Below are 25,799 nucleotides of genomic sequence, written 5' to 3' on the forward strand. Positions count from 1 at the left end.
AGCCTTCCTCGGCGGGGTAATCAGCGGCGGGCGCGTGAACGCTTACGCGGCGGTGGCAGCAGGCCTTCTGCCCGCAGATGCGCCGCATGCGCCGCGAGCGCATCAACAAGCGGCCCTACCTGCGCCACGTCTGGCTGCACATCGACGCGCAGGCCGAACTCGGCCGCCGTTTCCGCTGTTTTCGGTCCAATACAGGCCACGATCGTACGCTGATGCGGCTTGCCCGCGATACCGACAAGGTTCCGGACCGTCGACGAGGAGGTGAAAAGCACCGCGTCGAAACCGCCGGTCTTGATCATCTCGCGGATTTCCGCTGCGGGAGGGGAGGCGCGAACTGTTCGGTACGCAGTGACGTCGTCAATTTCCCAGCCGCGCTCGCGAAGACCTTCGGACAGTGTTTCAGTCGCGATATCAGCCCGGGGCAGCAACACGCGGTCCACTGGGTCAAGCACGTCGTCATGCGGTGGGAAGTCAGCGAGGAGACCCTGACTTGACTGTTCCCCAGACGGTACGAGCTCAGGTGTGATGCCGAATGAGCGGACCTTCTCAGCGGTCGCCTCACCCACACAAGCGATCTTCACGCCCGAGAACGCACGGGCATCGAGGCCGAACTCTTCGAACTTCTCCCACACCGCCTTCACAGCGTTTGTGGAAGTGAAAACAACCCACTGGTACCGGCCATCAACGAGGCCTTTGACCGCACGCTCCATTTGCGCGGGGCTGCGCGGCGGTTCCACGGAAATTGTCGGCACCTCGATGGGGATGGCACCGTAACTGACCAGGCGGTCGCTCATTTCACCAGCCTGCTGCTTCGTTCGGGGCACCAGCACCGTCCAGCCGTAGAGGTCGCGGTTCTCCCACCAGGACATCTTGCTGCGCGCCTCGACGACCTTACCGACCGTCACGACGAGCGAACCCGTAAGTTCCGAACCGGACGCGTTCAGCGTTGCGAGGGTGGCTTCGATGGTGCGCTGCTTACAAGTCGTGCCGAACACGGTGATCGCGGCGGGAGTCTGCGGTGCCAGACCGTGCTCTACCAGTGCGCTCGCCATTTCCGCGAGGTGACTCGAGGTGGCGTGCAGCACGAGGGGGCCGGGGGCTGCGGCGAGCGCCGCCCAGTCCACGTCACCGCGGACGTCGGCTTCGGTGTGTCCGGCACCGAGCGGCATTCCGGCGTACGCGGGGATCGCCGCCGCTGGCGCGAGGCCCGGCACAACTTCGAACTGAACTTGCGTGCGTGCAACCGCAGTGATTTCGGCCAGCACCGAGTCCGTGGTCATCGGGTCACCCGACACTAGCCGAACTACGTCGTGCCCCTTGCGCGCCTCGGCTATCAGTGTCTTTGCGACCTCCGACGGCTCGCCGAGCGCAGGCCGCACCTCTGACGTCGCGTCACCGTCATCTTCGGAAATGCATGTTCCAACGAGCTTCGCCACCGCGTCACTCACGTCGGCATCTGTGAACGCGATCGACGTCGTCTCCAGCACCTGCTTAGCGCGCAGCGTCAGAAGAGCAGGGTCACCGGGCCCAGATCCGACGAAGAGGATCCTGCCAGGTGTGCTCTTGTGTGCTCGGCTCATCGGCGATTCTCCAGTCAGGTAGCAAAATCTTGTCACGGGGCTAGCTGAGGGTCACCCAGGCGGTCCGGAGTCTGAAGCCAGGTTCGCTGGCATCAGCTCACGTGCGCCTAAGTCAAGCAGTTCACGCGCGAGTTCTTGGCCGATTTCGACGGCTTTGTCCACTCTGCCTGTTCGCGACGCGCGAATAACACGCGACCCATCTAGCGCCGCGGCGCAAGCACGGAGGAACAGTTCCTCATGAATCACGCCGTCATCATCGAGTGATTCGACGACATCTGCAAGTGCACCGACCGGTGCGGTACAGCCAGCTTCAAGTTCCGCAAGCAGCGCCCGTTCCGCGTTCACCATCGCGCGTGCGTCAGGGTCGTCTTGCTTAGCGAGTATCGCGGCGAGCTCGGGCTCTTCCGCACGGCATTCCACGGCGAGCGCGCCTTGCGCAGGGGCGGGAAGCATCTGTACGGGGTCAAGCGACTCCGCGATCTCTTCGACACGGCCCACCCGCGCCAGGCCAGCCCGCGCGAGTACCACGGCATCGAGTTCGCCGGAAGTCACTTTCCCGATACGGGTATCAATGTTTCCACGCAAGGGCACGATTTCGAGCCCCAGGCCGAGCGCTCGGAGCTGCGCCACCCGGCGCGGCGCGGACGTGCCTACGACGGACCCCGGTGCGAGTTCCCCTAGCACTTTGCTGTCCCGTGAGATCAGCGCATCTCGCGGATCTTCCCTCGGCGGAACAGCAGCGAGGATGAATCGTTCGTCAGGCGCTGTCGGCAGGTCCTTGTACGAGTGGACGGCGACATCGACTTCTTTCGCGGCGAGAGCGTCGCGCACGGCCGCAGTGAAAACACCGACACCGATCTTCTCTACAGGTTCCGCGCTCGCGTCTCCTGCAGTGCGGATGATCTTGAGCTCCGCCGGATATCCGGCTGCGATGATCGCGTCACGGACGGTGCCGGCCTGGGTCATCGCAAGCACACTCCCCCGCGTACCGATGCGCAGCGGTGATTGGCCTTCATGCATCCGGCTGGCCCTTGCGGGTTGTCATGATGTCGAGGCTGGCAGCGGTGTGATCATCTGCTAGCGCGCCCGGGGCGGACTCCATGGCCGCGGAAACCGCTTCGGCTTTCGCCGGGCTGAGCTCGAATAGTTCACGGAGGGCTTCAGCGTACGAGTCCCCGCCTGGCGCGGACGCGAGCTGTTTGACGCGGACAGTCGGCGCGTGCAGCAGCTTGTCGACAACGCGGCGGACTGTGTTCGCCACCTCGTCACGATCACCGTTGCTGAGCGCCGGAAGTTTCGAGTCGAGCCGCATCAATTCCGCCTCGACAACTTCGGCTGCGCGGCGGCGCAAGGCAGCCACCGTCGGTGTGATCTCCGCCAGCCGCTGGCCGTCCAGGTAAGCGGCCAGTTCCTCGGCGACGATGCTGCGTGCCGCGTCCGCATCGGACGCCGCCGCACCTGCTCCCGGATCGCGCTGCAACGTCTCCATGTCCAGGACATGCACGCCAGGCAAGCCGGAGACTGCCGCGTCAACGTCGCGGGGAAGACCGAGGTCGCACACGACGAGTTCACGACCCGCACGAGCAGATATTGCATGGTGCACGTCAGCGAGGTGGACAACCGCGCCGACCGAACCAGTACATGTGACCGCGACGTCGGCAGCGCCGAGCGCCTCAACCAGGCGGTCCCAGTGCATCGCGGACGCGGTCGCACCGTTTTCCGTGGCGTTTCGCGCGAGGTTCTGCGCCTTCTCCAGCGTGCGGTTGACGATGAGGATCTCGCCGACCCCTGCGCGCGTCAGATGGGCGACCGCGAGACCCGCCATGGCACCTGCACCGATTACCACTGCCGTGCGACCGTCGAGGCCCTCATGGATCCGAGCGGCACGGTCGAGCGCCACAGAGACTACAGAAGCGCCTGCAGCGTCGATCCCCGTCTCACTGTGCACTCGTTTGCCGACACGGAGCGCTTGCTGCGCGAGTTCGTGGAGCGTCCGGCCGACGGTGTTATGCGCATCGGCTTCCGCGTACGAGGTGCGAATCTGGCCGAGGATCTGCTGTTCGCCCACGACGATCGAATCGAGACCACTGGCTACCGCAAAGAGATGCTCGGCGGCAGCTTCGCTGTAACGGACGTACATGTGGCGGGTCAGGTCACCCAGCCCAAGTCCAGAATGGTCCGCCAGGAGGTTCGTAAGGTCGGCGAGCGCGCCGTGGAATGCATCCACGACGGCATACACCTCGACGCGGTTACATGTGGAGACCACCATCGCCTCTGACACATGAGCCGACGTAAGTATTTTGTCGAGCATCTTCGGCCGGTCCGGATCCGCAATCGCCACGCGCTCGAGCACCGGCACGGGCGCGCTCCGGTGGGAAACCCCCAACATCAAGACACTCACAGCAGTTTCACCGATCCGATCTCAGAACGAGGCAGGGGCTCGCGCCAACTCGCCCGCACGAGAGGTGTACGCTCACGCTCATACGGCAGGACCTCTCAGGCCACTCGGGCAGATCGTGTTCCCTCACGTTGAAGGCTCCTCGCCAGCCAGTGGATCACTGCTCATCACAGTAAACCCGACGCACTGTTCACTTAACCGTAACGGTTCGCTATGCCGTCTACCAACTTCGCCGATTCGTCGAGTGAGCTGGCCGAATGATTAGGCAAACCTCACTTAGCCAGGTCGGCGCGCAACCTTGGGAGATCCACGTCGCCGTAACTGTGTTCTACGCCATGTAGGAGAACTACGGGAAGCCGATCTCCATATTCGGCCCGAAGGTCTGGGTCCCTCTCCGCTTCCACGTCGACGTCGATGACAGCGAATTCGAAATCAGCACTGCGCCGAAGAACTTCGAGGTCGTTTCGCGCCACTTCACACGCTGCGCACCCGGCTCGGGTCAACAGAACCACGGGCGCCTGTGCCGCTTGATCACCACTCGTGTTCTGATTAGGGGAACTATCCACGTACAGCAGGATAATCGGCGATTGAGAGTGGATCGGACCACAGGCGGCAGCATTGCCGTGTGGCGATAGTTGCCGACGTCTAGTGTGGGGAAGAGTTGCGGCGACGCGGGAGGTGGACGTGCCAGAGCGTTCAGGGTTTCTGAGCACAAGTTCAGAGTGGATGCGCAGCAGGTGGGAATCGCGCAGACCCTTTGGGATGAGCGTGGCAGAGAAACTCGCGAACATCGCGGGCGAGGCAAGCGCTGAGTTCGCGCACGCGCTCCACGAAGCGGAATTCGAGGCAGCGGAAGAGCCCTCAGTACCAAGGGACCTGACGGCAGCCGCGTTCTTCGACGTCGACAACACGATGGTCTCGGGTGCGTCATCTATCCACTTCGCTCGCGGACTCGCCGCACGCAAGTACATTGCGGTATCCGATATGGCGAAATTCGGCTGGCAGCAGCTCAAGTTCCGGATCACTGGCCGTGAGAGCAGCAAGGATGTCGCCAGCGGCAAGGAAAAGGCGCTTGCCTTCATCGCAGGCCGGTCTACCGCCGAATTCATGGAGCTCGGGGAGGAGATCTACGACGATCTCATTGCCGACAAGGTTTGGCCAGGGACTCGTGCACTGGCACAGATGCACCTCGATGCCGGGCAGCAAGTCTGGCTCGTGACCGCGACGCCACTCGAACTCGCCCAGGTGATCGCAAAGCGGCTCGGCCTCACCGGCGCGCTCGGCACCGTCCTTGAAAGCAAGAATGGCTTGTTTACGGGCCGGCTAGTCGGTGACCTCTTGCACGGGCGAGGGAAAGCACACGCGGTCCGTGCACTTGCTGCTCGTGAGGGCCTGAACCTGCGCCGCTGCACCGCATATTCTGACAGCTTCAATGACATGCCGATGCTCACGACTGTAGGGACAGCGGTCGCGATCAACCCTGATTCAGATCTGCGCGAGGTCGCGAAGGCGCGCGGCTGGGAAATACGGGACTTCCGCACCGGCCGCAAGGCGGCCAAGATCGGCATCCCTACTGCGCTGGCACTCGGCGCCCTTGGCGGCACCGCGGCCGCCATCCTGAGCCGCCGCGCGGAGGCGAACAGAGCCTGAGGGCGGGATTTACCCCAGGAAAATGTTCCGACGATTCGCGAGGACCCTGTAAAGCGTCTGCTGAATAGTTTCACGCACTTGGTCGGTCAAGTCGAAAACGACCATCGGGTCCTCTGCCGAGGCGCTGCCGTATTCACGCGTATCGATGGGTTCCCCGAAGACGATATGCCACTTGGTTGGCAGCGGAATCGCTCCGAGCGGTCCCAGGATCGGGAAAAGCGGCGTGATCGGGAAGTACGGCAGTCCGAGCAGTCGGGCGAGCAGTTTGAAATCTGCGACCTTCGGATAGATTTCCTCCGAACCCACAATCGAGCACGGGACGATCGGCGCACCGGTCCGCAACGCTGCCGAGACAAAACCGCCCCGGCCGAACCGCTGCAACTTATAGCGATCTGCGTACGGCTTGCCGATTCCCTTGAAGCCTTCGGGGAAGACCGCGGTGAGCTCTCCGTTGCGCAGCAGGCGCTCCGCGTCCGGGTTGCAGGCCAGGGTGTGGCCAGCTTTACGCGCGAGCATTGAGATGACGGGCGTCTCGAAGACCAGGTCAGCGGCAAGCATTCGCATGGGGCGGTGGTTGGGGGTGTGGTCATGCACCGCGACCGAAGTCATCAAGCCGTCGATCGGAATGACGCCCGCATGGTTCGCGACGACAAGCGCTGCACCGCGATCGGGGAGGTTCTCGATCCCCGAGACATCGATGCGGAACCATTTCTCATACAGCGGCCGCAGGATCGGCAGCAGTACCCCATCGTTGAGGTGCTCGTCGTACCCGAACTCGTCGACCTCGTAGTCCCCGGTAACGCGGCGTCGCAAGAATGCCGCCGTCTCCGCGACCTGCCCGGCAAGTTTGTGCCGCACACCGCCGAGCGGGATCGGGATAGGGAGCGCGAAATTACCGGACCCCTTGTCTTCCTGCTCAGGCGCGTCAGGTTCGGCCGACTCGTCGGGTTCCGCGGCGAGATCCATGGGTGCGTCCGCATCGGCTGACGGATGGTGGGGATCGACGAACTCCTCTTCGCCCTGCTGCGCCCCGCGGCCACGGCGGCCATATCCATCGCCATGCAGCGGAATAACTTTCGCCACGTCCGTTGTCTCCCTCGGATTCATGCCCACCGCGCTGCCGCGGCGACTACCTTCGATTCAAGCCTGCGTACTGTGTCCGGATCAATGACCGATGTCGATCTGCGACTTCGGAGAAGATCATCGAACGCCTCGAGCGTTGTCCATTTCGGCAGAAAACCCAGCCTGGTCTGCATTCGCGTGGTGTCCATGCCGCAGCCAAACACCAGGTAATCGAACTGGTCGCTGCTGTAGTCATGCATGCCGAGACGTTTCTGCAGGCCCGAAAGCATCGCGAATGCGGCGGGGAACATCGGGGCCTGCACTCCGCCGGCACGCCTGATCGCTTGAGAAAGGGCGACCACTCCGTCCGCGGCGATATTGAACGTGCCAGATGCCTGCGAGATTGTGGAGCGCTCAAGCGCCGCTAGTGCGTCCTCCTCATGCAGTAGCTGCATGCGAGGATCCCGGCCCATGATCGTCGGCACCAGCGGCTGCAGGAGAAATCGGCTGAGTTCCGTTTCTAGCCGGGGACCGATTATTGGCGCGAGACGTAAGATTGTTGTCGCGATGTCAGGCCTGCGGCGGCCGAGAGCGCGCGTGTATCCCTCAACATCGAGGCAGTCCCTGGCGTAGCCGCTTTTTGGTGGCCGCCGCGCGCTCATCTCCTCGGTGAACATCGCGGGATCCTTGGAACTCGATCCGTAGATCGTGGAAGACGATTTCAGGACTACGCGCTTGACGGAGGAGGATTTCTGGCACGCGGCGAGCAGCTGCATTGCCCCGATGACATTCATCTCTTTCGTAGCCGCACGCCCTCCAGCACGCGACGGATGCGATGACATCGAAAGGTGCACGACGGTGTCGACCTCCGCATTGCGCACCACCTTGGCAATCAGCGGATTGCGAATATCGGCGCGGACGAAGTCTGCTCGTCCCATTCGCCGCCGCATGTCTTTCGACGGCGGAACGGCATCAACCGCGATGACGCGCTCAATATCGGGATTCTGCGCAAGACGAGCTGTCAGGAAGCCGCCGAGAAAGCGACTCGCACCGGTGACCAGAACGACGCGTGGGCGGTTGTCCCGAGCAGGCCGCTCGGCGTCACCCTCATCCGCGTCGCTAACAGCTTTGGATGAGGCAGTCGCTGGCGTCTCTGTCACCTCGGTGTTCGATGTATCCGACGATTCATCGCGCATGGACACAACGTCACTGTCGGTACTATCCACCACTGTGCTGGCCCCCGCTGAGTAACTGGCGTCCCCAGGAACCTCCATACCGGAAGTCCCTGGCCCCTCCACCATCGTTTTCACCACCCCCACCCTAATCCGATACGGGGAGGTGAGACAACGGTCAACACGACATCCACCCGCGCCTGGCGCGGCGGCGATAACACACCAGCCCGCCACCTTTGGGGGTGACGGGCAGGGATGCATTGCATCAACGCGTGGGGCAGACCCAAGACGGGCCCTGCCCCGCGCGGATCACTTACCGAGTTTGCGACGCTGCACCCGCGTACGACGCAGAAGCTTGCGGTGCTTCTTCTTCGACATACGCTTGCGTCGCTTCTTGATCACTGAACCCATTGTGGGTGCACCTCGTTCTGCTCAACGTCATCTGCTTCACACGCGTTTCCGCGCATAGTGGAACCTGCCGGCCAGCCGAGTTGCGCCAAAGGATCCCTGTGAACCCTCTGCTCAACACTGGCCGGGCCAGCGCCCGGCGTTCCAGGCGTTGACTATAAGCCAGTCGGCTAGCGCGCCGAGGATCGATGTTACCGGCGATCGCGCTCAACCTGTTAACCGAGGGTCCAGAAACGCTATCCCGCGTCGAAATACGACTTCCGCAAATAGTCATCAACGGCCTGTGCCTGGACCCGGAATGACCTGCCGACGCGAACCGCTGGCAGGTCACCGCCGTGCACGAGCCGATACACGGTCATTTTCGAAACCCGCATCATCGAAGCCACTTCAGCAACCGTCAGAAACTTGGTCGCTCCAAAAACCGATTGGGTGACGTTATCCGCCGACCCTGCCGTGGGCGATTCATCCGCCGCCATGTTGTTCTCACCTCCAGCACGACTCGCGCCGTCGGCTTCCCCTCCGACGGTGTCGACACGTGCGTGCTCTATCGAGCTTAGCGGGACAACTGGGCACAATGCGACGGGTGTGCCTAATTGGCACAAGATCGATTGTGTGGTATTAGCTACCGCAACTATCAATCAAGTTGTTCACCGAGCTCGACCGAGCGATCCCGCGCCGCCTCCAGCGCCTCAAAGATGCTCGTGCGCAACCCGTTCCGCTCGAGTTCAGCCAACCCGGCAGCGGTCGTTCCGCCTGGCGACGTCACCGCGTAGCGCAACTCGTTCGCTGCAGTAAGCACCGCGGGGCCACCTTCATCGAGGGTGCGCTGGAGCATTGCTGCCGATCCAGTCATTGTTTGAACAACTAATTCCATAGCAGCGTCCCGCGTAAGCCCAAGCCTCACCGCAGCATCTGCCATCGCTTCGACCACCAAAAAGAAGTACGCCGGGCCGGAACCGGAAACCGCGGTGATCACGTCCATCATCTGCTCTCGCACCGTCATCACACGCCCGACCGGACGCAGCATCTCCTCGACCAGCGCGATGTGTTGTTCAGCGGCGTAGCGCCCCGGAGCGACAACGCACATACCTTGATTGACCAACATCGGAGTGTTCGGCATGACCCGCACAACGGGCGTGCCCGCGGGCAATTTGGCCTCGTACCAGCCCGCGGTGAGACCGGCGACGAGAGAAACGACTGTCTTCTCGCGATCCGAGTCGTCAAGCACCTGGACGAGGTGGTCGACAACGTTGCCCACGTCCCCCGGTTTAGTCGCAATCACCACCACATCCGCGCTTTCGGCCGCATCACGAAGTGACAGCGCCCGGATACCAAATCTCCGGCACAGCTCGGTGGCGCGGCTAGCCATCCTTTCGGAAACGACGACGTCACGCGGTTCGCGACCTGATGCGAGCAGTCCGGAAATCAGGGCTTCGCCGATGCGTCCGCCGCCGATGACAGCAATTGTGGTCATGTCGAGTAGGTTGCCATGACCGGGGCGTCGCTCGCTAGCCGCCGCACCGTGGATGGCTCAGGGCTGCGACGCATCGCCAGCACTGACGCCAAGATGACTCCTGGCGAACTGCAGGGCTTCGCCGAGCATCATGGAACGCTCACCTGTCGTGCGGGCATGCTTCGTGCTGATCTCGAGTACGACCTGGCCCTCGAAGTTCTGTTCGGCCAGCCGCTGACAGATCTCGGCGCACGGCTGTGTTCCATGCCCCGGGAGCAAATGCTCATCGACCGATGCGCCGCGTCCATCCGCGAGGTGCACGTGAACGAGCCGCTCCCCCATCCGGTCCGCGAGTTCAATCGCATCCATGCCAGCAGTGGCGGTGTGCGATAAGTCGAGAGTGAAATGTGGGTGATCGACGTCGGTCGGGTCATATGACGGCGCGAAGGCAGAGACCGCACGTCCGGGGCCACCCCGCACACGCATGCGCTCCGCAGACTTCGTTCGCTTCCCGAACAGCCGGTCGGCGCGCATGGGAAACATATTCTCGACTGCAATGTTCACGCCGGTACTCGCTTCAAGGCCCATAACCTGATCCGCGAAGCCATCCACGTACTTGCGCTGCCATCGGAACGGTGGGTGCACCACCACCGTATCCGCGCCCAGGTCCGCAGCCATCTGAGCGGACCGGTCCAGCTTCGTCGCGGGGTCGGAACCCCACACGCGCTGTGAGATCAGCAAGCACGGCGCGTGGATCGACAGGATAGGAACGCCGTACCTCTTCGACAGCTCCGCAATCGTGCCGGTGTCCTGGCTGATCTGCTCCGCCCAGACCATAACTTCGACACCGTCATAGCCGAGTTCAGCAGCGTACTGAAACGCTGCCTCGGTGTTTTGTGGATAGACCGAGGCAGTGGACAGACCCACTCTGATGTTGCGCGGTGTCCCCCGCATTCCGTACGTCACTGCACTGCACTCACTGTGTCTCGCTCCCAGCCGCTCATTCGCCCGCTTCCCCATTGCCGAACCCGGTGTCGAGCTTGCGGAGAATTAGACCCTCTCGCAATGCCCAGGGGCAAATGTCCACCGTATCGATCGACAGCGCACGCATAGCCGCCTCCGCGATAAGGGCGCCCGCGACGATCTGTGGAGCACGATCCGAACTCACCCCTTCGAGTTCCGCGCGATCGGAGGCTGTCATCCGTGAGATGAAGGCGATGATCTGACGGAGCCCGGCTTCGGTCAGGGTCCGCTTCACCCGCGGGCCAGCTGAGGAAGGCGCGGCCCCCGTCAGCCGCGCCAGAGACCGGAAAGTTTTGGAGGTGGCTACCACTAAATCCGGTCTGCCGGTTTCCCTGATCTGCTTCGCCACATCGGAGAGTTCAGCATCGAGCCAGTCACGCAGCACAGCGATGCGGCGCCTATCAGGAGGGTCTTCAGGAAGCCAGTCCCGGGTGAGCCGCCCCGCACCCAGCGGTAAGGACATCGCCGCGTCCGGATCTTCGTCGATGCCCGTGCTGATTTCGAGTGATCCACCGCCAATATCGAGGTTCAGGATTCGCCCAGCGCTCCACCCGTACCAGCGACGCACGGCCAGGAAGGTGAGGCGGGCTTCCTCCACGCCAGGGAGCACCTCGAGAGCCACCCCTGCTTCTTCTTTGACGCGCGCCAGCACAGCCTCAGAGTTTTTCGCGTCGCGGACCGCGGACGTTGCGAATGCCATCAACTCCTCACAGCCGGATGACTGCGCGATACCTGAGAACTCGGCAACCGTAGTGACAAGGCTGTCGGCGCACTTCTTCGTCAGATCACCATTCTTGTCCATCTGCTCAGCAAGCCGCAGCGCTGCCTTCGTCGAACTCATCGGGGTCGGATGACCACCGCGATGAGCGTCTACCATCAGTAGATGAACCGTATTACTGCCCACATCGAGGACCCCAAGGCGCACATGTCCAACTTAGACCGCTACCGTCGGACGCTGTGACCCCGCCTCGCCCAAGTGTCCCCGAAGTCGAGCCGGACTTTCCACGTGAATGGGTCGAGTTCCTGGACCCCGCGGATTCCGATCATCTCATCAGCGCCGATCTGACCTGGCTGCTCTCACGCTGGACTTGCGTATTCGGCACCCCCAAATGCCACGGCATTGTGCCGGGCCGGGCATCGGACGGCTGCTGTTCCCATGGCGCTTTCCTTGCCGACGACGAAGACCGCGACCGTGTATCGCGGGCAGCGGAGGAACTGACCGAAGCAGACTGGCAATTTTATGGCGAGCCTGAGATCTTCGAAACCGACGAACTGGAGGGCGAAGATGCCCTTCGGACCCGGCAGCACGACGGCGCATGCGTCTTCCTGAATCGGCCTGGATTCGCCGGCGGCCCGGGATGTTCGCTACACGGTCTCGCGTTGCGAACGGGCAGACATCCGCTCGAACTCAAGCCGGATGTGTGCTGGCAATTGCCCATCCGCCGCTCGCAGGAATGGATAACGCGTCCCGACGGCGAGCAGGTCCTGAAGACCACCTTGACCGAGTTCGACCGGCGCGGCTGGGGATCGGGTGGCGCCGACCTCACCTGGTGGTGCACCTCCTCACCGGAAGCGCACGTCGGTTCCGAACCTGTCTGGAAGTCGTACGGCCCCGAGTTGCGGGCGCTGATCGGCGACGACGCATACAAGAAGCTCGCGAAGATCTGCAAGCGCCGCGGAGATCAGGGCAATCACAGACTCATCGCGATCCACCCGGCCACCAAGCAGGCCTGATCGCACTGGGCTAAGCAGCCGCGGTAGCAATGAGTCAGCCGCGTTAGCTGCTTCTAACGCGGCTGTTCAGAACTAGTGCGGCTGACCGAAATCACGGCTCGAGCTTGTATCCGAGCCCTCGCACAGTCACAAGATGGCGGGGCTTGGCCGGGTCCTGCTCGATCTTCGACCGCAGCCGCTTCACGTGGACGTCAAGGGTCTTGGTATCACCGACATAATCGGCGCCCCAGACCCGATCGATCAACTGGCCGCGAGTCAGCACGCGTCCACTGTTGCGCAGCAAGTACTCCAGCAGGTCAAATTCTTTCAGTGGCAGCGTCACAGATGCGCCGCTGACCTGCACGATGTGCCGGTCGACATCCATTCGGACCGGCCCCGCTTCGAGAACCGTGTCACCCGAAGGTTCTGCCTCAGGCTCCACACCGCGACGCAGGACCGCCCGGATACGCGCAATCAATTCTCGGGACGAGTAAGGCTTCGTGACATAGTCGTCCGCGCCGATTTCGAGCCCCACCACCTTGTCAATCTCACTGTCGCGGGCTGTCACCATGATCACGGGCACGGTCGAGCGTGCCCGCAGCTGCTTGCATACTTCGGTACCGCTCATGCCAGGAAGCATGATGTCGAGCAAAACAATGTCCGCGCCCGCAACATCGAATGAATCAAGAGCTGCAGGACCGTCGGCGGCAATCGTGACCTCGAACCCCTCTTTGCGGAGCAGGAATGCTAGCGGATCGGCCAGGGATTCCTCGTCTTCGACGATCAGCACACTTGTCACCGGCGTACTTCCTCTCTGTTTTTCGCTCTGGGTTCCACTCTGGGCTCACCTGATCCCCGGCCAACGGGAGTTTCCTCGGCCGCGTCATCTGCCTCCACGTAGACAGGCAGCACAAGGGTGAAAGTCGATCCAGTTCCCGGGCGGCTCCACATGCGAATCGAACCATTGTGGTTCGCGGCAACATGCTTCACAATCGCTAGCCCTAGTCCGGTCCCGCCAGTTGCGCGGGAGCGCGCCTTATCCACCCGGAAGAATCGTTCAAAAACCCGTTCATGGTATTCCGGGGCAATGCCAATTCCGCGATCGGTCACGCTGATCTCGACATTGGTGTCCCGCAAATTCCGGCTGATTGTGACCGGGGTCTTGGGAGGCGAATACGAGATCGCATTCGACAGCAAGTTGGTGAGGGCGGTGACGAGCAACGTGCGATCGCCGAGTACCTCGAGACCACTGGGGAAATCAGTCGTAATGGTGATTTCCGCGGCTTCCGCGGACACCGAGGAGCGTTCCATCGCTTCGGACACCACCGAATCGACGTCAACAACATCGAGATCAGGAAGCTTCTCGGCACCCTGAAGCCGTGACAGCGCGATGAGTTCGCTGACCATATTCCCAAGTCGATTGGACTCGTGGAGCATCTTTTCACCGAAGTGGCGCACCGAATCAGGATCGTCGACTGACTCAAGCAGCGCCTCAGTGAGCAAGCTGACCGCACCGACCGGAGTTTTCAGTTCATGGCTGACGTTGGCAACGAAATCGCGCCGCGTCGCCTCCATGCGCACCTGCTCAGAATCGTCCTCGGCGTAAATCACGGCAATTCGTGGATCGGCAGAATGGAGCAGGTGTGCGTGGCCGCGTACCGCAACAGCCCCGCGCACGAAGGGCTGCATTTTTTCCGACACATCAAAATCAACACTCTCGCCATTGGCGAACACCTTTTGACTCGCAACCCATGCCCGGTCATCGAGCAAGTGGTTACGCACCACCCCAAGCTCTTCCACACGCAGATTGGACATCAGCACGTGCTGGTGCTCGTCGACAACTGCGATCCCGATTGGTGAGGACGAGACGACGAGGTCGAGGACCTGCGACACTGTCAGACCCTCACGTGCATCCTCGCGCGCCTTGGCGCGTGCCTGCAGTCGCGAATTGATTGCCGAGCCGGCAATCGCACCTATGGCCGCTGCAAGCACCGCCAGCAGTACAGCCTGAACGATCGTCACAGTGTAAATCGTACGGAAAAAGGAACAGACACCCTAATTTCGCGTGCACTTTTCAATGCACGTCACAGTTTCCTCTATCCGCGTTTCCCTTTTGTTCACTAAACGGATAGATCCGCGACGGATTCACTTCATGATCGTTATTGTCGACAGTTCGTAAGCCTTACTTGCCCTGGGCTGCGACCGCTGCCGCACCTGCCGCAGCTGCCGCTGGATCGAGGTAGGTTCCGCCGGGGTTGGCTGGCTTCAGATCGTCGCCGCTGAATTCGTACACCAGCGGGATACCTGTCGGGATGTTCATTCCGGCGATGTCCTCGTCCGAGATCTCGTCGAGGTGCTTGACGAGGGCACGCAGCGAGTTGCCATGTGCTGCGACCAAGACGGTCTTCCCGGCACGCAGGTCACGCGCGATGGTCTCTTCCCAATACGGAATCAGCCTCGTGACGACGTCAGACAGGCACTCGGTCAGCGGTCCGCCGTCGATATCCGCATAGCGCTCGTCCGTGTCTTGGCTGTACTCACTGCCGCGCTCAATCGGGGGTGGCGGGGTGCTGTAACTGCGCCGCCACAGCATGAACTGGTCGTCACCAAATTCGGCGAGCACCTGCGCCTTGTTCTTACCCTGCAGCGCACCGTAGTGGCGCTCGTTCAGCCGCCAATCGCGCACTACCGGGATCCAGAGCCGGTCCGCGGCGTCGAGGGCTACGTGCGCGGTGCTGATCGCACGGCGAAGCAGAGACGTGTAAAGGATGTCGGGAAGGACCTCGTTCTCAACGAGAAGCTCACCTGCTCGTTTTCCTTCGCCGATGCCTTTTTCCGTGAGATGCACGTCCACCCAGCCTGTGAAGAGGTTGAGGGCGTTCCATTCACTTTCACCATGACGAAGCAAAACAAGGGTTCCGATACTCATACCTTCATACTCGCATGAGCACCGGACCCTTGTGTGCTGTCACCGGGTACTCGCCTCAGCATCTGAGACGGACCTGGCCATCAGGCTGAAGCTGACTCCCGTGCCCGGAGATCCTTGCGCAGGATCTTTCCGGCCGCGGACTTCGGGACGGCATCGAGGAACTCCACCGCGCGGACCTTCTTGTGCGGCGAGACTTTCTCCGCGACGAAGTCGATGACCTCCTGCTCAGTCAGCCCGGATTCTGCCTGGCGAACGACAAATGCCTTCGGCACTTCCTCGCCCTCGTCGTCGATTACACCGATGACAGCCGCATCCGCGATCTGCGGGTGCGTCAGCAGCAGCGCCTCTAGCTCCGCGGGCGGGACCTGGTAGCCCTTGTACTTGATGAGTTCTTTGAGACGGTCGACGATCGACACGACACCATCCGACGAAACGGTAGCGATATCGCCGGTGCGCAGGTACCCATCTTCCACGAGCGTCTCAGCGGTTGCTTCAGCGTTACCGAGGTAGCCACGCATGATGTTGGGGCCCTTGCACCACAGTTCACCGGGCTCACTGACACCAGACTCGGGAACCTGAATCTCCTCGCCAGTCCCCGGATCGACGAGCTTGCACTCCATGTTGGGAACGGTGAAACCAACCGAGTCGAGCGCGACATCATCTCTATTCACTGGGATCAGGTGGCTCACCGGGCTCATCTCACTCATCCCGTATCCCTGGCGTACCTGGCAGTTGAGGCGCTGAGCGACAGCCTGGCCAAGATTCGCGTCTAGCGGCGCCGCCCCCGAGAAAACGAGCTCGACGCTGGACAGATCGAACTGGTCCACAGCGGGGTGCTTTGCCAGCGCCACGGCGATCGGCGGTGCGATAAAGACTTGAGTGCACTTGTGTTCAGACGTGATCCGCAGGAACTCCATCAGGTCGAACCGCGGCATCGTCACCAGAGTCGACCTGTTGCGAAGCGCAATGTTCAGCAGCACCGTCATGCCGTAGATGTGGAAGAAAGGCAGCACGGAAAGAATCCGGTGCTGGCCGCCTCCGAGTGCCTCACTGGCCTGACACACATTCGCAACGAGATTGCGGTGCGTGAGCATGACACCCTTCGGCCGCCCAGTCGTACCCGAGGAATACGGCAAAACCGCCAGATGCTCCTCAGGATCGATGGTCACGCGCGGGGTCGGTGCAAGCTCCGTCAGCAGATCACGCAACGAGGCATATCCCTCGGAACCGTCAAGGACAACAATGCTTTCCGCTGCCAAGCCCGCTTGTTCCGCCCCGGCCTTCGCCTGCGGAAGCAGCGGCGACACCGTGAAGAGGAACTTCGCCTTGGAGTCCTCGAGTTGCTTGGCGATGTCGTCGGCGGTGTACAGCGCATTGATCGTCGTTGCCGTGGCGCCCGCGCGGAGGATGCCGTGGAAGACCGAACCGAACGCCGGCACATTCGGTGAGTGCAGCGCAACGACGTCGCCTGGCTCGATACCGCGCGCAGCAAGCGCACCCGCGACGCCGTTGATGTGCGCGATGAGCTCACCGTAGGTAGTCACCGCTCCGGACGGCCCGTCAACGAAGGCGGGAAGTTCTAACTCCGCATCCGTTAGCGAGCCAAAGAGGAACTCGTAGATGCTCGTGGAAGGGATCTCGACATCGGGAAAGGGACTGTGGAAGCTCATCTCGCTCCTCGCTGAGGGGAATTCGCGGTGTGATTTTGCCCACCGTAGCACCGCGCCCCGAGCAGTTTCTCACAGCCCTTGGGAGCAGCCCGGTTCCGTCAGCCGTGCACGCCCTGCCCACTGCCCGGGCTGGCGCCCGCGTCGGCCTCGGCTTCAGAAGCTATGCCGCCGTTGCCATCTCCAGTTTTGATGAGATGTTCGAAAGCCTTCAAATTGTCGAGTGGCTCACCCCGGGAGATCCGCCATGCCCATTCCCGGCGAATGGACGAGATGAAACCAATCTCGAGGAGAACATTGAAATCGCCGTCTGCCGCCTCGAGGACCTGCCCCAAAAGCCGGTCTAGTTCGTCGGGTGTCACAGCGTGATGACCCATGCGCCCCACAAGGTAGATGTCGCCACTGCGGTCAATCGTGTACGCGACCCCGTACAGCTTGCGGTTTCGCTGCAGCAAGTACTGGTGCACTGCCGGTTCGTTCTCGTCCGGATGGCGGCACACGAATGCCTCGATGCGCACACCGTGCACGCTCACGGTGAACAAGCAGGTGGTTTTCAGCTTGCGCACGCCAGGCAGTTGCACGATGACGTGCTCATCGCCGCGGCGCTCGAACTCGAGTTCCCGTTCTGTCAGCGTTTCCTCGATTGTGCCGAATGATCGTGCGACCTCGTCAGCCATGATTTCCGCGTCTCCTTCCGGATGCTTACCCCTCCAGAGTGCCACGCCCGGCAGCATCGATTTCAGCCAGATATCCGGCAGACGGCATCGCGTTGCGTGTTAGCGCTGCGCCGCTGCGGGCTCGACCGTTCGATTGTTTCGCTGGCGGCGCAGGGCAAGATCTGCAACGCGGCTGCGGAACCGGTCAGCGCCCGCAAGCACAGGGCTCACACCGGTTCGGCTGAGCGCACGGTCGTAGCTGCGCAGCAGCCCATCAGCCGTGTGGGTCCACGAGAAGTTTGACGCGTGGTCCGGCGCAGCGGCGGCATAGCGCGCCCGGCGGTCATGATCATGGATGAGTTCGCTGATCGTTTTCGCCCATAGGCCTGGGGCGTGGCCGTTGACAAGGGTCCCGGTAACCCCATGATTGACGGCGACCCCCAGTCCGCCGACATCCGCGGCGATAACAGGTGTTCCGCATGCCTGCGCCTCGACAGCGACCAACCCGAATGACTCGGAGTAGCTGGGTACCGCTACCAGATCAGAGGCTCGGTACACGTCGGCGAGTTGCGCCGACGGCTGCGGTGGCAGGAACGTCACGCGATCCGCGATGCCCGCCTGGTGAGCGAGCCTGACCAGCGAATAGGACTGTTCCGCGGTGCCCGAATGCCCGCCGACCACGACGAGGCGCAGCGGCAGTCCGGGCTCCCTGCGAATGATCTCCGCGGCCGCTCGGACCAGAACATCCGGAGCCTTGAGTGGCTGAATGCGCCCCACAAAAGTCACCACTGTCTCGTCCGCGTCGAACCCCAGTGCTGCCCGCGCGGCATGCTTGCTCGCAGGGTGGTACACCGTCAGATCAGCGCCGGGAGCAACAACATCGATCTTCGCGGGATCCGCGTCATAGTAATTCTGGAGCGCTGCCCGCTCATCCGCGGTGTTCACGACCAGGCGGTCAGCTTCATCGGCCACCTGTTGCTCCCCCGCGCGGCGTGCGAGCGGCTCCGGAGTGTCCCCCTCGGCGAGTGACGCGTTTTTCACCGCCGCGAGGGTGTGCGCGGTATGGACGAGCGGAACTGACCATCGGTCGCGCGCCAGCCAGCCGACCTGGCCGGAAAGCCAATAGTGCGAGTGGACTAGATCGTAGTAGCCGGGTGCGTGGTTCGCTTCCTCGCGGAGCACTGCCGCGGTGAACGGGCACATCTGGCTGGGCAAGTCGGTTTTGCCGAGGCCCTCGAAGGGGCCCGCAACGATGTTGCGGACAACCACACCATCAGCCGCCGTGACAGACGCGGGATCTGCGGATGAGGTAGCACGTGTGAAAATCTCGACCTCGACGCCCCGCGCGGCGAGTTCCTTCGCCGTTTGCAGCACATACACGTTCATACCGCCCGCATCCCCAGTCCCGGGCTGCGCCAGCGGCGAAGTGTGGACGGTGATGACAGCGATCCGGCGCAGCGACGGCATGCTAAGTAAAGTCCCGCGCGTAGACCGGCGGGTGTCCGGGGTGGTCACTGGCGATATCCTGACCTATCTCTTCAGCGGTTCTGCGCGCCGGGTCGGCGGCTGTCGGAAGCATCTCTCCTAAGTGAACCCACAAAGTTCGAGATCTCTTCCACGAATCGACCGGGATTTTCAACGAAGGGCGCGTGCCCAGAATCAGCCCAGAAGGAAGCATGCGCATTGAGCAGCATTTCCGCGTTGTGTTTCGCGGTCTCGAGGGCCACGACCTGATCCTCGGTGCCATGAATTACCAGCGCGGCCAATTTCAGGCCTCCGAGCATCTCGTCATGGTCCACGCTTCGCCGGAACAGCGCCTCACGCACCCGCGGTGGTGTAGCCAGACTTGCTCCGAAGAGAGCCTGCTGGACGGCGCCGAGTTCGCCACTCAGACGCTCCGGAACAAGCGCCGTCCCGAAACCACCGAGCGCACGGATCGCGTCTCTCGGCACTTCAGAGAATGCACCCGGAATGGCGCGCTTCATCGCGTCACCGGTAACCGCCCCAGGATGATCGCGACCGAGGCTTGTAACCGCACCGACCAGGACGAGACCCGCCACAGCTTGCACGCCGTGCACGGCGAGGTAATCGCATGCCACAAGTCCGCCGTACGACCAGCCAACGAGCACCGGGTCACGAGCCGCGTCACGCAGGAGCACCGCTGCGACATCGTCTGCCCAGCGCTGGGAGTCGTCGTATCCCGCGGCTGGCGCATCCGAGTAGCCATGGCCGCGCAGATCAAGAGCAAGCACGCGGTACGACTCCGCGAGCGAATCGATTACGCCGTCACCCCAGCATGCCGAGGATTGCGCCCAGCCGTGCAGCAGGACAAGAGCCTGATTGTCACGGTTGCCCGCCGCCCGGTACACGATGCGGGTTCCGTCTGCGCTGATTGCCTGGTGGATCGCGAACATGACGACCACGCTATATCGCCGCTACTACCATCAGCATCATGGATATCGCTGAAAACACTCGGGTCGCGGTCGTGACAGGAGCTAGTTCGGGAATTGGTGAAGCCACCGCACGGGCACTCGCCGACGCGGGGTTCCACGTCATTGTGGGGGCGCGGCGCGTCGACCGGATCGAGGCGCTGGCGCAGGAAATCGGCGGTACCGCCCTGCCACTCGATGTCACCGACGACGAGTCCGTCCATGCGTTTACCACAGCAATTCCCCGTGTCAGCGTGCTGGTGAACAACGCTGGCGGAGCCAAAGGGCTCGAAACCGTCATGGATGCTGACCTGGACAATTGGCGGTGGATGTGGGAAACGAACGTCCTCGGAACGTTGCGGATGACGAAAGCACTGCTGCCGAAACTGATCGACTCTGGTGACGGACTGATCGTCACAGTCACGTCGATCGCGGCCCTCGAAATTTACAGCGGAGGCTCCGGCTATACGTCAGCGAAGCATGCTCAGGGGGTTCTGCACCGCACCCTGCGCGACGAGTTGCTCGGCAAGCCCGTCCGCCTCACGGAAGTTGCTCCCGGTGCAGTCGAGACGGAATTCTCCAAGGTCCGTTTTGAGGGTGATGACGAGCGCGCAGCTAAAGTCTACGAAGGCTTCACTCCCCTGTCCGCCGAGGACATCGCCGAAGTAATTAGTTTCGTCGCGACGCGTCCCTCTCACGTCAACATCGACCAAGTGATGATCAAACCGCGGGCACAGGCGGGACCCGGAAAGTTCCACCGGGAACCAGGTCAGAGCTGAGCGCCCACAAACACTGGCTCGGGGTGCAGGTCCACACCGAATGCGTCACGCACCCCGTCCCGCACCGTACGTGCTAGGCCAACCAGGTCAGCGGTCGTCGCATCCCCGCGGTTCGTCAACGCGAGCGTGTGCTTCGTCGACAGCCGCGCGCGAGCGTCTTCGCCGGGAAAGCCACGGCTGAACCCGGCCCTCTCGATGAGCCATCCGGCTGAGAGTTTCACTCCGCCGTCAGCGCTCGCGAACTGTGGCACGGCGATGTCGTCACCCAGGCGCTCATGGATGGCCGCAAGCACGCGTGGAAGGTCTTCGCGGGACACGACCGGGTTGGTGAAGAAGGAGCCCGCGCTCCAGGTGTCGTGATCCTGAGAGTTGAGCACCATCCCCTTGCTGCCACGCAGTTTCAGCACAGCGTCACGCACCTGCGCGGCCGCTACCCGGTCTCCTTCTGCCGCGCCCAGATTGCGCGCCAGCTCGCCATAGCGGACTGGCGCGCTGAGGCCGTCGTCAAGCAAACCCATTTCGACGGACAGCACGACCGCGGTGTCGGTGTTCTTCAGAATGCTATGACGATAGGACAGGTGCAGGTCGGCGGGATCCACCCAGTGCACGTTGCCGCTCGCGCGGTCGAGCAGTTTCACACGGCGGAGAACCGAGGAGATCTCGACTCCGTAGGCACCCACGTTCTGGACGGGCGTCGCCCCCGTTGAGCCCGGAATTCCGGACAGACATTCCAGTCCGCCGAGGCCCGCAACGACACTCGCGGCAACCACGGTGTCCCAGTTCGTGCCCGCTTCCGCGTGGACGACAGCGCCGTCTATTGAATAGGACGTTGCCGCCACCCGTACGACCACCGCATCCACGCCGTCATCAGCGATCACAAGATTCGAACCACCCGCCAGGATCAGGACAGGGACCTGTTCCTGATCGAGCCTGCGGACCACGCCGGCGAGCATGTCCGTCGTCGTGCAGGTCACTATCGCCGCTGCCGGGCCGCCAAGCCGCAGCGTGGTGTGCGCAGCGAGCGGCGTGCCGAAGGAGACCGCGGCGCCGAACTCGTCAGCGAGCCGCGCCACAACGTCAGTTGAGTGGATGGCAGACACAAGAGAACGGTAACCTGCCCGTTATGGCTCGCCGCACTGAGTACCACAAAGAATTCCCGTTTCCCGCTGAGAAAGTCTTCACAGCGATCGCCACCAAGCAGTACTGGGAGGACCGTCTTGCTGCTGTGGGCGGCACCAATGCCCGCGTCACTTCGTTCAGCGCGGACGACTCCGGCATCACGGTCGAACTCGAACAATTCATTCCTCGCTCTAAGCTCCCGTCAGTCGCTCAGACCGTCATCAAGAACGACATGGTGATCGAACGCAAAGAAAGCTGGACTAAGTTCGACGGCACGTCGACAGGTGAACTCTTTGCAACGATGAAGGGCGGGCCGGGTAACGTCAAAGGCACCCGCACGCTGAAGGCGGACGGGGACCGATCTGTCGTCGACGCCACGGTCGAAGGCCGCGTGAGTGTTCCCATCGTGGGCGGCAAACTTGAAAAGCTCGTCCTGCAGAGTCTCGTCGATCTGTACGAGAAAGAGGACAAGTTCACCGCAGACTGGATCGAAAAGAACCTGTAACCGTGCTGGGGGCTCGTTCCTCGCGCGGAGCCCCCACCGGAGCTCGCAGCCGAGCGTTAGGCCGGGTTACGCGCGGCACCACCGGGGTGAACCGCCTGCGCCGCGGCGACCGGTGGCTCGTACACCATCCAGATGTGCGGCGGGTGCTCCAAAGTACGCCCGAACCGCTCGTCGCCGACGTGGGTTACGGCTCGGTACCGGTAACAACATTCGAGCTCGCAGCCCGGCTTCGCGCCGTCGCGCCCCAGACTCGGGTTGTCGGGCTTGAGATCGATCCCGCCCGCGTTGTCACGGGCGGGGACAGGGTTGATTTCGCGTACGGAGGATTCGAGCTCGCGGGGCTTCATCCCGTCCTGGTGCGTGCATTCAACGTTCTGCGTCAGTACGACGAGTCCGATGTGCCAGCGGCGTGGGCAGCGATGCAGACGGGGCTCGCTCCGAATGGTCTCATCATGGACGGCACTTGCGACGAGCTTGGCCGCCGCTGTGCGTGGATCCTCCTCGACAAGCACCGGCCGCTGAGTCTCACACTCGCGTGGGATCCGCATTTTGTCGCCACGCCTTCGGATGTGGCTGAGCGACTTCCGAAGGCCCTGATCCACCGGAACGTCCCCGGAGAGCGGATCTTTGATCTGCTGAACCTCGCCGACGAATGCTGGGCGCGCGCGGCGGGCTATGCGCCCTACGGCCCACGGCAGCGCTGGCGCGCCGCACTTCTCGCCATGCGGGATCGGGGCGTACCCGTTCATGTTCCCCGCCGCAGATTGCGTGACTGCATCCTCACCGTCGAATGGGCTCAGGTGGCCCCCGAAGTCACAGTGTGAAAGACCTTAGGGAAAACACAGCGTTCTCGTAGCGCTGACTGAAGAACCCTCGGGCAGAATGGCAGTCGATGATGACAAGTAACCGTAACTATCCGCCACCGCCCAAGCGGAAGCGCCGTGGCAGCCGCATCGCCCTGATTGTGGTTGTGGTGCTTGTCGTTGGCATTGCCGCCGTCGGTGTCGGCAGCGAACTGTACCTGCGCAACCGAGTGTCGGACTGCATGGCACAGTCGATGAGCCAGTCGATCGGGTCTGACGTTGAAGTCACTATGAGCCGCAAGCCGATGCTCATGCAGATGGTCGATGGCAAGACACCATGGGTCGAGGTTTCCACCACCGGCAACCGGCTCGGCGATGCCGACGGTATGCATATGGATCTGCGGCTCAACGGTGTGCAGACGTTCAACGACGGTGAGATCGCGACGACGGTCGAGAGTTCCGCGGCTGACATCAGGTGGACCTCACAGGGCATCCTGGCGACGCTGCAGCAGCAGGGCATCCTCGCGGTTGTCACCGCGGTCGAGCCCCGGCCTGCGGATCAGACCCTCGAGGTTCAGGTCGTGGGCGCATTGCTCAGTGTCACAGTCGCACCGACGATCCAGAACGAGGCGATCTCGCTGGAGGTCACGGACGCGAACCTGCTCGGCATCAATATTCCGCGTGAACTCCCGCAAGCGATAATTCAGACAATCGGTGAGGGTCTTGCTGATTTCCCGCTCGGGATGAAGCCCACCGATATGACCGTCACCGGCGACGGCATCGAGGTTCGACTCGAAGGCGACCGCGCGGAACTCGAGCGCGCTGAAGACGAAGAAGTGGTGTGCGAACTGTTCTGACGGCGCTCTTCGTCAGTCGGTGAAGCCCTCAAGCACGGCACGCGAGCCGGACAGGCCCAGCCGTGTCGCACCGGCTGCAATCATTGCCTGTGCGGCCTCGGGTGTGCGGATCCCGCCGCTCGCCTTGATGCCCAATTGGCCGCCAACAGTCTGCGCCATCAATTCGATGGCGTGAACTGTGGCGCCGCCCGCCGGGTGGAACCCAGTCGAGGTCTTCACGAAATCCGCACCGGCAGTTCGGGCGACCTCACAAACACGCACGATGGCTTCGTCGGGCAGCGCAGCTGATTCGATGATCACTTTCAGCACGGTCTTCATGCCGGCGGCTTCACGCACGATGAGGATGTCCTGGAGTACCGCATCGAAATCACCTGCGAGTGCCCGGCCGACGTCGATCACCATGTCGACCTCAGCTGCACCGGCTTCCACAGCCATACGCGCCTCGACACCTTTGACGAGTGATTGGTGCTTCCCTGAAGGGAACCCAGCTACCGTCGCGACGACGAGGCCCTCAGCCTTCACCGGCAGCATCGACGGCGACACACAGATGGCGAGGACGCCGAGTTCCTGTGCCTCCGAAATGAGGGCGTCAACATCACTCGTCGTGGCCTCGGGCTTCAGCAAGGTGTGGTCGATCATGCTGGCGACACGCGAACGGGTGACACTGCGGAGGGGATCCATTCTCGTGAGCTTGTCATACTTACCGGCATGGTATTGAACCCGGTCTCTGACGAACGCCGTTTCGTGTTGTCCCTTGGCTGTCCCGACGCGCTGGGTATTGTGGCGCGCCTGTCCGGGTTCCTCGCGGGGGCCGGTGCCTGGATTGTGGAAGCGGCATACCATGCTGACCCTGATACCGGCTGGTTCTTCACACGGCAGGCTGTTACTGCTTCATCGGTGCGGATGAGTCTTGAAGAGTTCCGGGGACGTTTTGCGGAAATCGCCGCCACATTCGGCAAGGAAGCCGAGTGGTCCGTGCATGACACCGGAGCGCCGAAGCGGATCGTACTCCTGGTCAGCAAGGAAGGGCACTGCTTGCACGACCTGCTCGGTCGCGCCGCGACAGGTGAACTGCCGGCCGAGATCTGCGCTGTCATCGGGAATCACACGAACCTGGAACCGGTCGCGCGGGCACATGGCGTTCCGTTCCAGCATGTTCCGTTCCCGGCCGATCCGGAACAACGCGCCGCCGCGTTTGAACAGGTGCGCGGACTCGTTGACTCCCATGATCCGCACGCTGTCGTCCTAGCGCGATTCATGCAGGTGCTGCCGCCCGAGTTGTGTGCGCATTGGAAGCGCAAGGCGATCAACATTCACCACAGCTTCTTGCCGTCGTTCGTTGGCGCCCGGCCCTACCATCAAGCCCACGAACGGGGCGTGAAGATTATTGGTGCCACCTGCCACTACGTCACCGCGGAACTCGACGCCGGCCCGATCATCGAACAGGACGTTGTGCGAATCGACCACTCCTACTCGATCGCCGATATGGTGCGCCACGGGCGCGACATCGAGAAGATCGTCCTGTCACGGGGGCTGCGCTGGCATCTGGAGGACAGGGTGCAGGTGCACGGCAGGAAGACCGTGATCTTCAGTTAG

Annotated in this window: 27 protein-coding genes; 7 read left to right on the forward strand and 20 right to left on the reverse strand. The window is 62.5% G+C overall.

The genetic code is table 11. The features are described from left to right. Positions 1-20: 20 nt before the first annotated feature. From FHU29_RS09410 to FHU29_RS09425, 4 genes are all read right to left on the reverse strand, one after another. Positions 21-1,580, reverse strand: coding sequence for a bifunctional uroporphyrinogen-III C-methyltransferase/uroporphyrinogen-III synthase (locus FHU29_RS09410; RefSeq protein ID WP_064441210.1), 1,560 nt, complete (start codon positions 1,578-1,580; stop codon positions 21-23). 51 nt (positions 1,581-1,631) lie between these two features. Next, positions 1,632-2,600, reverse strand: a complete 969-nt coding sequence (gene hemC / locus FHU29_RS09415) for a hydroxymethylbilane synthase (protein WP_041450824.1) — start codon at positions 2,598-2,600, stop codon at positions 1,632-1,634. Next, complete coding sequence (locus FHU29_RS09420) at positions 2,593-3,981, reverse strand: glutamyl-tRNA reductase (protein WP_064441211.1); 1,389 nt, start codon at positions 3,979-3,981, stop codon at positions 2,593-2,595. Before FHU29_RS09420 ends, hemC begins: the two co-directional genes overlap by 8 nt. 269 nt (positions 3,982-4,250) lie before the next feature. Then, positions 4,251-4,544, reverse strand: coding sequence for a glutaredoxin family protein (locus tag FHU29_RS09425; RefSeq protein WP_083962410.1), 294 nt, complete (start codon positions 4,542-4,544; stop codon positions 4,251-4,253). A gap of 160 nt (positions 4,545-4,704) precedes the next feature. Between FHU29_RS09425 and FHU29_RS09430 the strand changes: the two genes are divergently transcribed. After that, positions 4,705-5,628: an HAD family hydrolase gene (locus FHU29_RS09430; protein WP_064441259.1), complete on the forward strand. Its 924-nt coding sequence runs from the start codon at positions 4,705-4,707 to the stop codon at positions 5,626-5,628. 9 nt (positions 5,629-5,637) lie between these two features. On the opposite strand, the gene FHU29_RS09435 is transcribed toward FHU29_RS09430, so the two are convergent. The 7 genes from FHU29_RS09435 to FHU29_RS09465 all read right to left on the reverse strand — a co-directional run bounded on the left by FHU29_RS09435 (position 5,638) and on the right by FHU29_RS09465 (position 11,671). Then, a complete protein-coding gene (locus FHU29_RS09435; RefSeq protein WP_064441260.1) occupies positions 5,638-6,735 on the reverse strand; it encodes a lysophospholipid acyltransferase family protein in 1,098 nt (365 codons plus the stop codon). Then, entirely contained in the window at positions 6,732-8,000 is a 1,269-nt protein-coding gene (locus FHU29_RS09440) for an NAD-dependent epimerase/dehydratase family protein (protein WP_157095252.1), read from the reverse strand. The genes FHU29_RS09435 and FHU29_RS09440 overlap by 4 nt, the downstream gene beginning before the upstream one ends. A 171-nt stretch (positions 8,001-8,171) precedes the next feature. Then, positions 8,172-8,273, reverse strand: a complete 102-nt coding sequence (locus FHU29_RS09445) for a 30S ribosomal protein bS22 (RefSeq protein ID WP_003402602.1) — start codon at positions 8,271-8,273, stop codon at positions 8,172-8,174. Positions 8,274-8,506: 233 nt separating this feature from the next. Further along, on the reverse strand, positions 8,507-8,746 hold the full coding sequence (locus FHU29_RS09450; RefSeq protein ID WP_013805437.1) for a helix-turn-helix domain-containing protein: 240 nt from the start codon (positions 8,744-8,746) through the stop codon (positions 8,507-8,509). A gap of 158 nt (positions 8,747-8,904) precedes the next feature. Further along, positions 8,905-9,744 (reverse strand): pyrroline-5-carboxylate reductase, encoded by an 840-nt coding sequence (gene proC, locus FHU29_RS09455; protein ID WP_064441213.1) that lies wholly within the window; start codon positions 9,742-9,744, stop codon positions 8,905-8,907. Between the two features lie 57 nt (positions 9,745-9,801). Next, the gene (locus FHU29_RS09460) at positions 9,802-10,677 is read right to left on the reverse strand and encodes a sugar phosphate isomerase/epimerase family protein (protein WP_064441262.1); all 876 of its coding nucleotides are present in this window, start codon (positions 10,675-10,677) and stop codon (positions 9,802-9,804) included. A gap of 46 nt (positions 10,678-10,723) precedes the next feature. Next, positions 10,724-11,671 (reverse strand): Ppx/GppA family phosphatase, encoded by a 948-nt coding sequence (locus FHU29_RS09465; protein WP_074390896.1) that lies wholly within the window; start codon positions 11,669-11,671, stop codon positions 10,724-10,726. Positions 11,672-11,703: 32 nt separating this feature from the next. On the opposite strand from FHU29_RS09465, the gene FHU29_RS09470 reads away from it, so the two are divergent. Further along, positions 11,704-12,480, forward strand: a complete 777-nt coding sequence (locus FHU29_RS09470) for a DUF3109 family protein (protein ID WP_064441215.1) — start codon at positions 11,704-11,706, stop codon at positions 12,478-12,480. Between the two features lie 91 nt (positions 12,481-12,571). Here the strand turns inward: FHU29_RS09470 and FHU29_RS09475 are convergent, their stop codons facing one another. From FHU29_RS09475 to FHU29_RS09505, 7 genes are all read right to left on the reverse strand, one after another. After that, entirely contained in the window at positions 12,572-13,258 is a 687-nt protein-coding gene (locus FHU29_RS09475) for a response regulator transcription factor (RefSeq protein ID WP_064441216.1), read from the reverse strand. After that, positions 13,255-14,481, reverse strand: a complete 1,227-nt coding sequence (locus FHU29_RS09480; RefSeq protein ID WP_064441217.1) for a sensor histidine kinase — start codon at positions 14,479-14,481, stop codon at positions 13,255-13,257. Before FHU29_RS09480 ends, FHU29_RS09475 begins: the two co-directional genes overlap by 4 nt. Before the next feature lie 160 nt (positions 14,482-14,641). After that, on the reverse strand, positions 14,642-15,388 hold the full coding sequence (locus FHU29_RS09485; protein ID WP_064441218.1) for a phosphoglyceromutase: 747 nt from the start codon (positions 15,386-15,388) through the stop codon (positions 14,642-14,644). 80 nt (positions 15,389-15,468) lie between these two features. Beyond that, a complete protein-coding gene (locus FHU29_RS09490; RefSeq protein WP_064441219.1) occupies positions 15,469-17,058 on the reverse strand; it encodes an AMP-binding protein in 1,590 nt (529 codons plus the stop codon). Between the two features lie 98 nt (positions 17,059-17,156). Beyond that, positions 17,157-17,732 carry a type III secretion system chaperone family protein gene (locus tag FHU29_RS09495; RefSeq protein WP_064441220.1) on the reverse strand — a complete coding sequence of 192 codons (576 nt, stop codon included), beginning with the start codon at positions 17,730-17,732 and terminating at the stop codon, positions 17,157-17,159. Positions 17,733-17,831: 99 nt separating this feature from the next. After that, positions 17,832-19,178: a D-inositol-3-phosphate glycosyltransferase gene (gene mshA, locus FHU29_RS09500; RefSeq protein ID WP_064441221.1), complete on the reverse strand. Its 1,347-nt coding sequence runs from the start codon at positions 19,176-19,178 to the stop codon at positions 17,832-17,834. Positions 19,179-19,249: 71 nt separating this feature from the next. Continuing rightward, positions 19,250-20,125, reverse strand: coding sequence for an alpha/beta fold hydrolase (locus tag FHU29_RS09505; RefSeq protein ID WP_064441263.1), 876 nt, complete (start codon positions 20,123-20,125; stop codon positions 19,250-19,252). A gap of 38 nt (positions 20,126-20,163) precedes the next feature. On the opposite strand from FHU29_RS09505, the gene FHU29_RS09510 reads away from it, so the two are divergent. Further along, a complete protein-coding gene (locus tag FHU29_RS09510; protein ID WP_064441222.1) occupies positions 20,164-20,919 on the forward strand; it encodes an SDR family NAD(P)-dependent oxidoreductase in 756 nt (251 codons plus the stop codon). On the opposite strand, the gene FHU29_RS09515 is transcribed toward FHU29_RS09510, so the two are convergent. Continuing rightward, complete coding sequence (locus tag FHU29_RS09515) at positions 20,910-22,010, reverse strand: UDP-N-acetylmuramate dehydrogenase (protein ID WP_423785873.1); 1,101 nt, start codon at positions 22,008-22,010, stop codon at positions 20,910-20,912. The two genes, FHU29_RS09510 and FHU29_RS09515, sit on opposite strands and share 10 nt — an antisense overlap. A gap of 32 nt (positions 22,011-22,042) precedes the next feature. On the opposite strand from FHU29_RS09515, the gene FHU29_RS09520 reads away from it, so the two are divergent. From FHU29_RS09520 to FHU29_RS09530, 3 genes are all read left to right on the forward strand, one after another. Then, the gene (locus tag FHU29_RS09520) at positions 22,043-22,543 is read left to right on the forward strand and encodes a DUF2505 domain-containing protein (protein WP_064441223.1); all 501 of its coding nucleotides are present in this window, start codon (positions 22,043-22,045) and stop codon (positions 22,541-22,543) included. A gap of 5 nt (positions 22,544-22,548) precedes the next feature. Then, positions 22,549-23,367, forward strand: coding sequence for a hypothetical protein (locus tag FHU29_RS09525; RefSeq protein WP_064441265.1), 819 nt, complete (start codon positions 22,549-22,551; stop codon positions 23,365-23,367). Positions 23,368-23,435: 68 nt separating this feature from the next. Beyond that, on the forward strand, positions 23,436-24,203 hold the full coding sequence (locus FHU29_RS09530; protein ID WP_083962411.1) for an LmeA family phospholipid-binding protein: 768 nt from the start codon (positions 23,436-23,438) through the stop codon (positions 24,201-24,203). 12 nt (positions 24,204-24,215) lie between these two features. On the opposite strand, the gene deoC is transcribed toward FHU29_RS09530, so the two are convergent. Further along, complete coding sequence (deoC, locus tag FHU29_RS09535; RefSeq protein ID WP_064441224.1) at positions 24,216-24,884, reverse strand: deoxyribose-phosphate aldolase; 669 nt, start codon at positions 24,882-24,884, stop codon at positions 24,216-24,218. A gap of 27 nt (positions 24,885-24,911) precedes the next feature. Between deoC and purU the strand changes: the two genes are divergently transcribed. Beyond that, on the forward strand, positions 24,912-25,799 hold the full coding sequence (gene purU / locus FHU29_RS09540; protein ID WP_064441225.1) for a formyltetrahydrofolate deformylase: 888 nt from the start codon (positions 24,912-24,914) through the stop codon (positions 25,797-25,799).

It is taken from the genome of Hoyosella altamirensis, from assembly GCF_014191505.1.
GTDB lineage: Bacteria > Actinomycetota > Actinomycetes > Mycobacteriales > Mycobacteriaceae > Hoyosella > Hoyosella altamirensis.

What these genes read in the sequence shown, in the direction of transcription:
- FHU29_RS09510 (WP_064441222.1), top strand. Translation starts at nt 20,164, where the DNA reads ATGGATATCGCTGAAAACACTCGGGTCGCGGTCGTGACAGGAGCTAGT.
- FHU29_RS09450 (WP_013805437.1), bottom strand. Translation starts at nt 8,746, where the DNA reads ATGGCGGCGGATGAATCGCCCACGGCAGGGTCGGCGGATAACGTCACC.
- FHU29_RS09505 (WP_064441263.1), bottom strand. Translation starts at nt 20,125, where the DNA reads ATGTTCGCGATCCACCAGGCAATCAGCGCAGACGGAACCCGCATCGTG.
- deoC (WP_064441224.1), bottom strand. Translation starts at nt 24,884, where the DNA reads ATGGATCCCCTCCGCAGTGTCACCCGTTCGCGTGTCGCCAGCATGATC.
- proC (WP_064441213.1), bottom strand. Translation starts at nt 9,744, where the DNA reads ATGACCACAATTGCTGTCATCGGCGGCGGACGCATCGGCGAAGCCCTG.
- mshA (WP_064441221.1), bottom strand. Translation starts at nt 19,178, where the DNA reads ATGCCGTCGCTGCGCCGGATCGCTGTCATCACCGTCCACACTTCGCCG.
- FHU29_RS09435 (WP_064441260.1), bottom strand. Translation starts at nt 6,735, where the DNA reads ATGAATCCGAGGGAGACAACGGACGTGGCGAAAGTTATTCCGCTGCAT.
- purU (WP_064441225.1), top strand. Translation starts at nt 24,912, where the DNA reads ATGGTATTGAACCCGGTCTCTGACGAACGCCGTTTCGTGTTGTCCCTT.
- FHU29_RS09410 (WP_064441210.1), bottom strand. Translation starts at nt 1,580, where the DNA reads ATGAGCCGAGCACACAAGAGCACACCTGGCAGGATCCTCTTCGTCGGA.
- FHU29_RS09445 (WP_003402602.1), bottom strand. Translation starts at nt 8,273, where the DNA reads ATGGGTTCAGTGATCAAGAAGCGACGCAAGCGTATGTCGAAGAAGAAG.
- FHU29_RS09485 (WP_064441218.1), bottom strand. Translation starts at nt 15,388, where the DNA reads ATGAGTATCGGAACCCTTGTTTTGCTTCGTCATGGTGAAAGTGAATGG.
- hemC (WP_041450824.1), bottom strand. Translation starts at nt 2,600, where the DNA reads ATGCATGAAGGCCAATCACCGCTGCGCATCGGTACGCGGGGGAGTGTG.
- FHU29_RS09495 (WP_064441220.1), bottom strand. Translation starts at nt 17,732, where the DNA reads ATGGCTGACGAGGTCGCACGATCATTCGGCACAATCGAGGAAACGCTG.
- FHU29_RS09460 (WP_064441262.1), bottom strand. Translation starts at nt 10,677, where the DNA reads ATGCGGGGGACACCGCGCAACATCAGAGTGGGTCTGTCCACTGCCTCG.
- FHU29_RS09490 (WP_064441219.1), bottom strand. Translation starts at nt 17,058, where the DNA reads ATGAGCTTCCACAGTCCCTTTCCCGATGTCGAGATCCCTTCCACGAGC.
- FHU29_RS09430 (WP_064441259.1), top strand. Translation starts at nt 4,705, where the DNA reads ATGCGCAGCAGGTGGGAATCGCGCAGACCCTTTGGGATGAGCGTGGCA.
- FHU29_RS09520 (WP_064441223.1), top strand. Translation starts at nt 22,043, where the DNA reads ATGGCTCGCCGCACTGAGTACCACAAAGAATTCCCGTTTCCCGCTGAG.
- FHU29_RS09530 (WP_083962411.1), top strand. Translation starts at nt 23,436, where the DNA reads ATGATGACAAGTAACCGTAACTATCCGCCACCGCCCAAGCGGAAGCGC.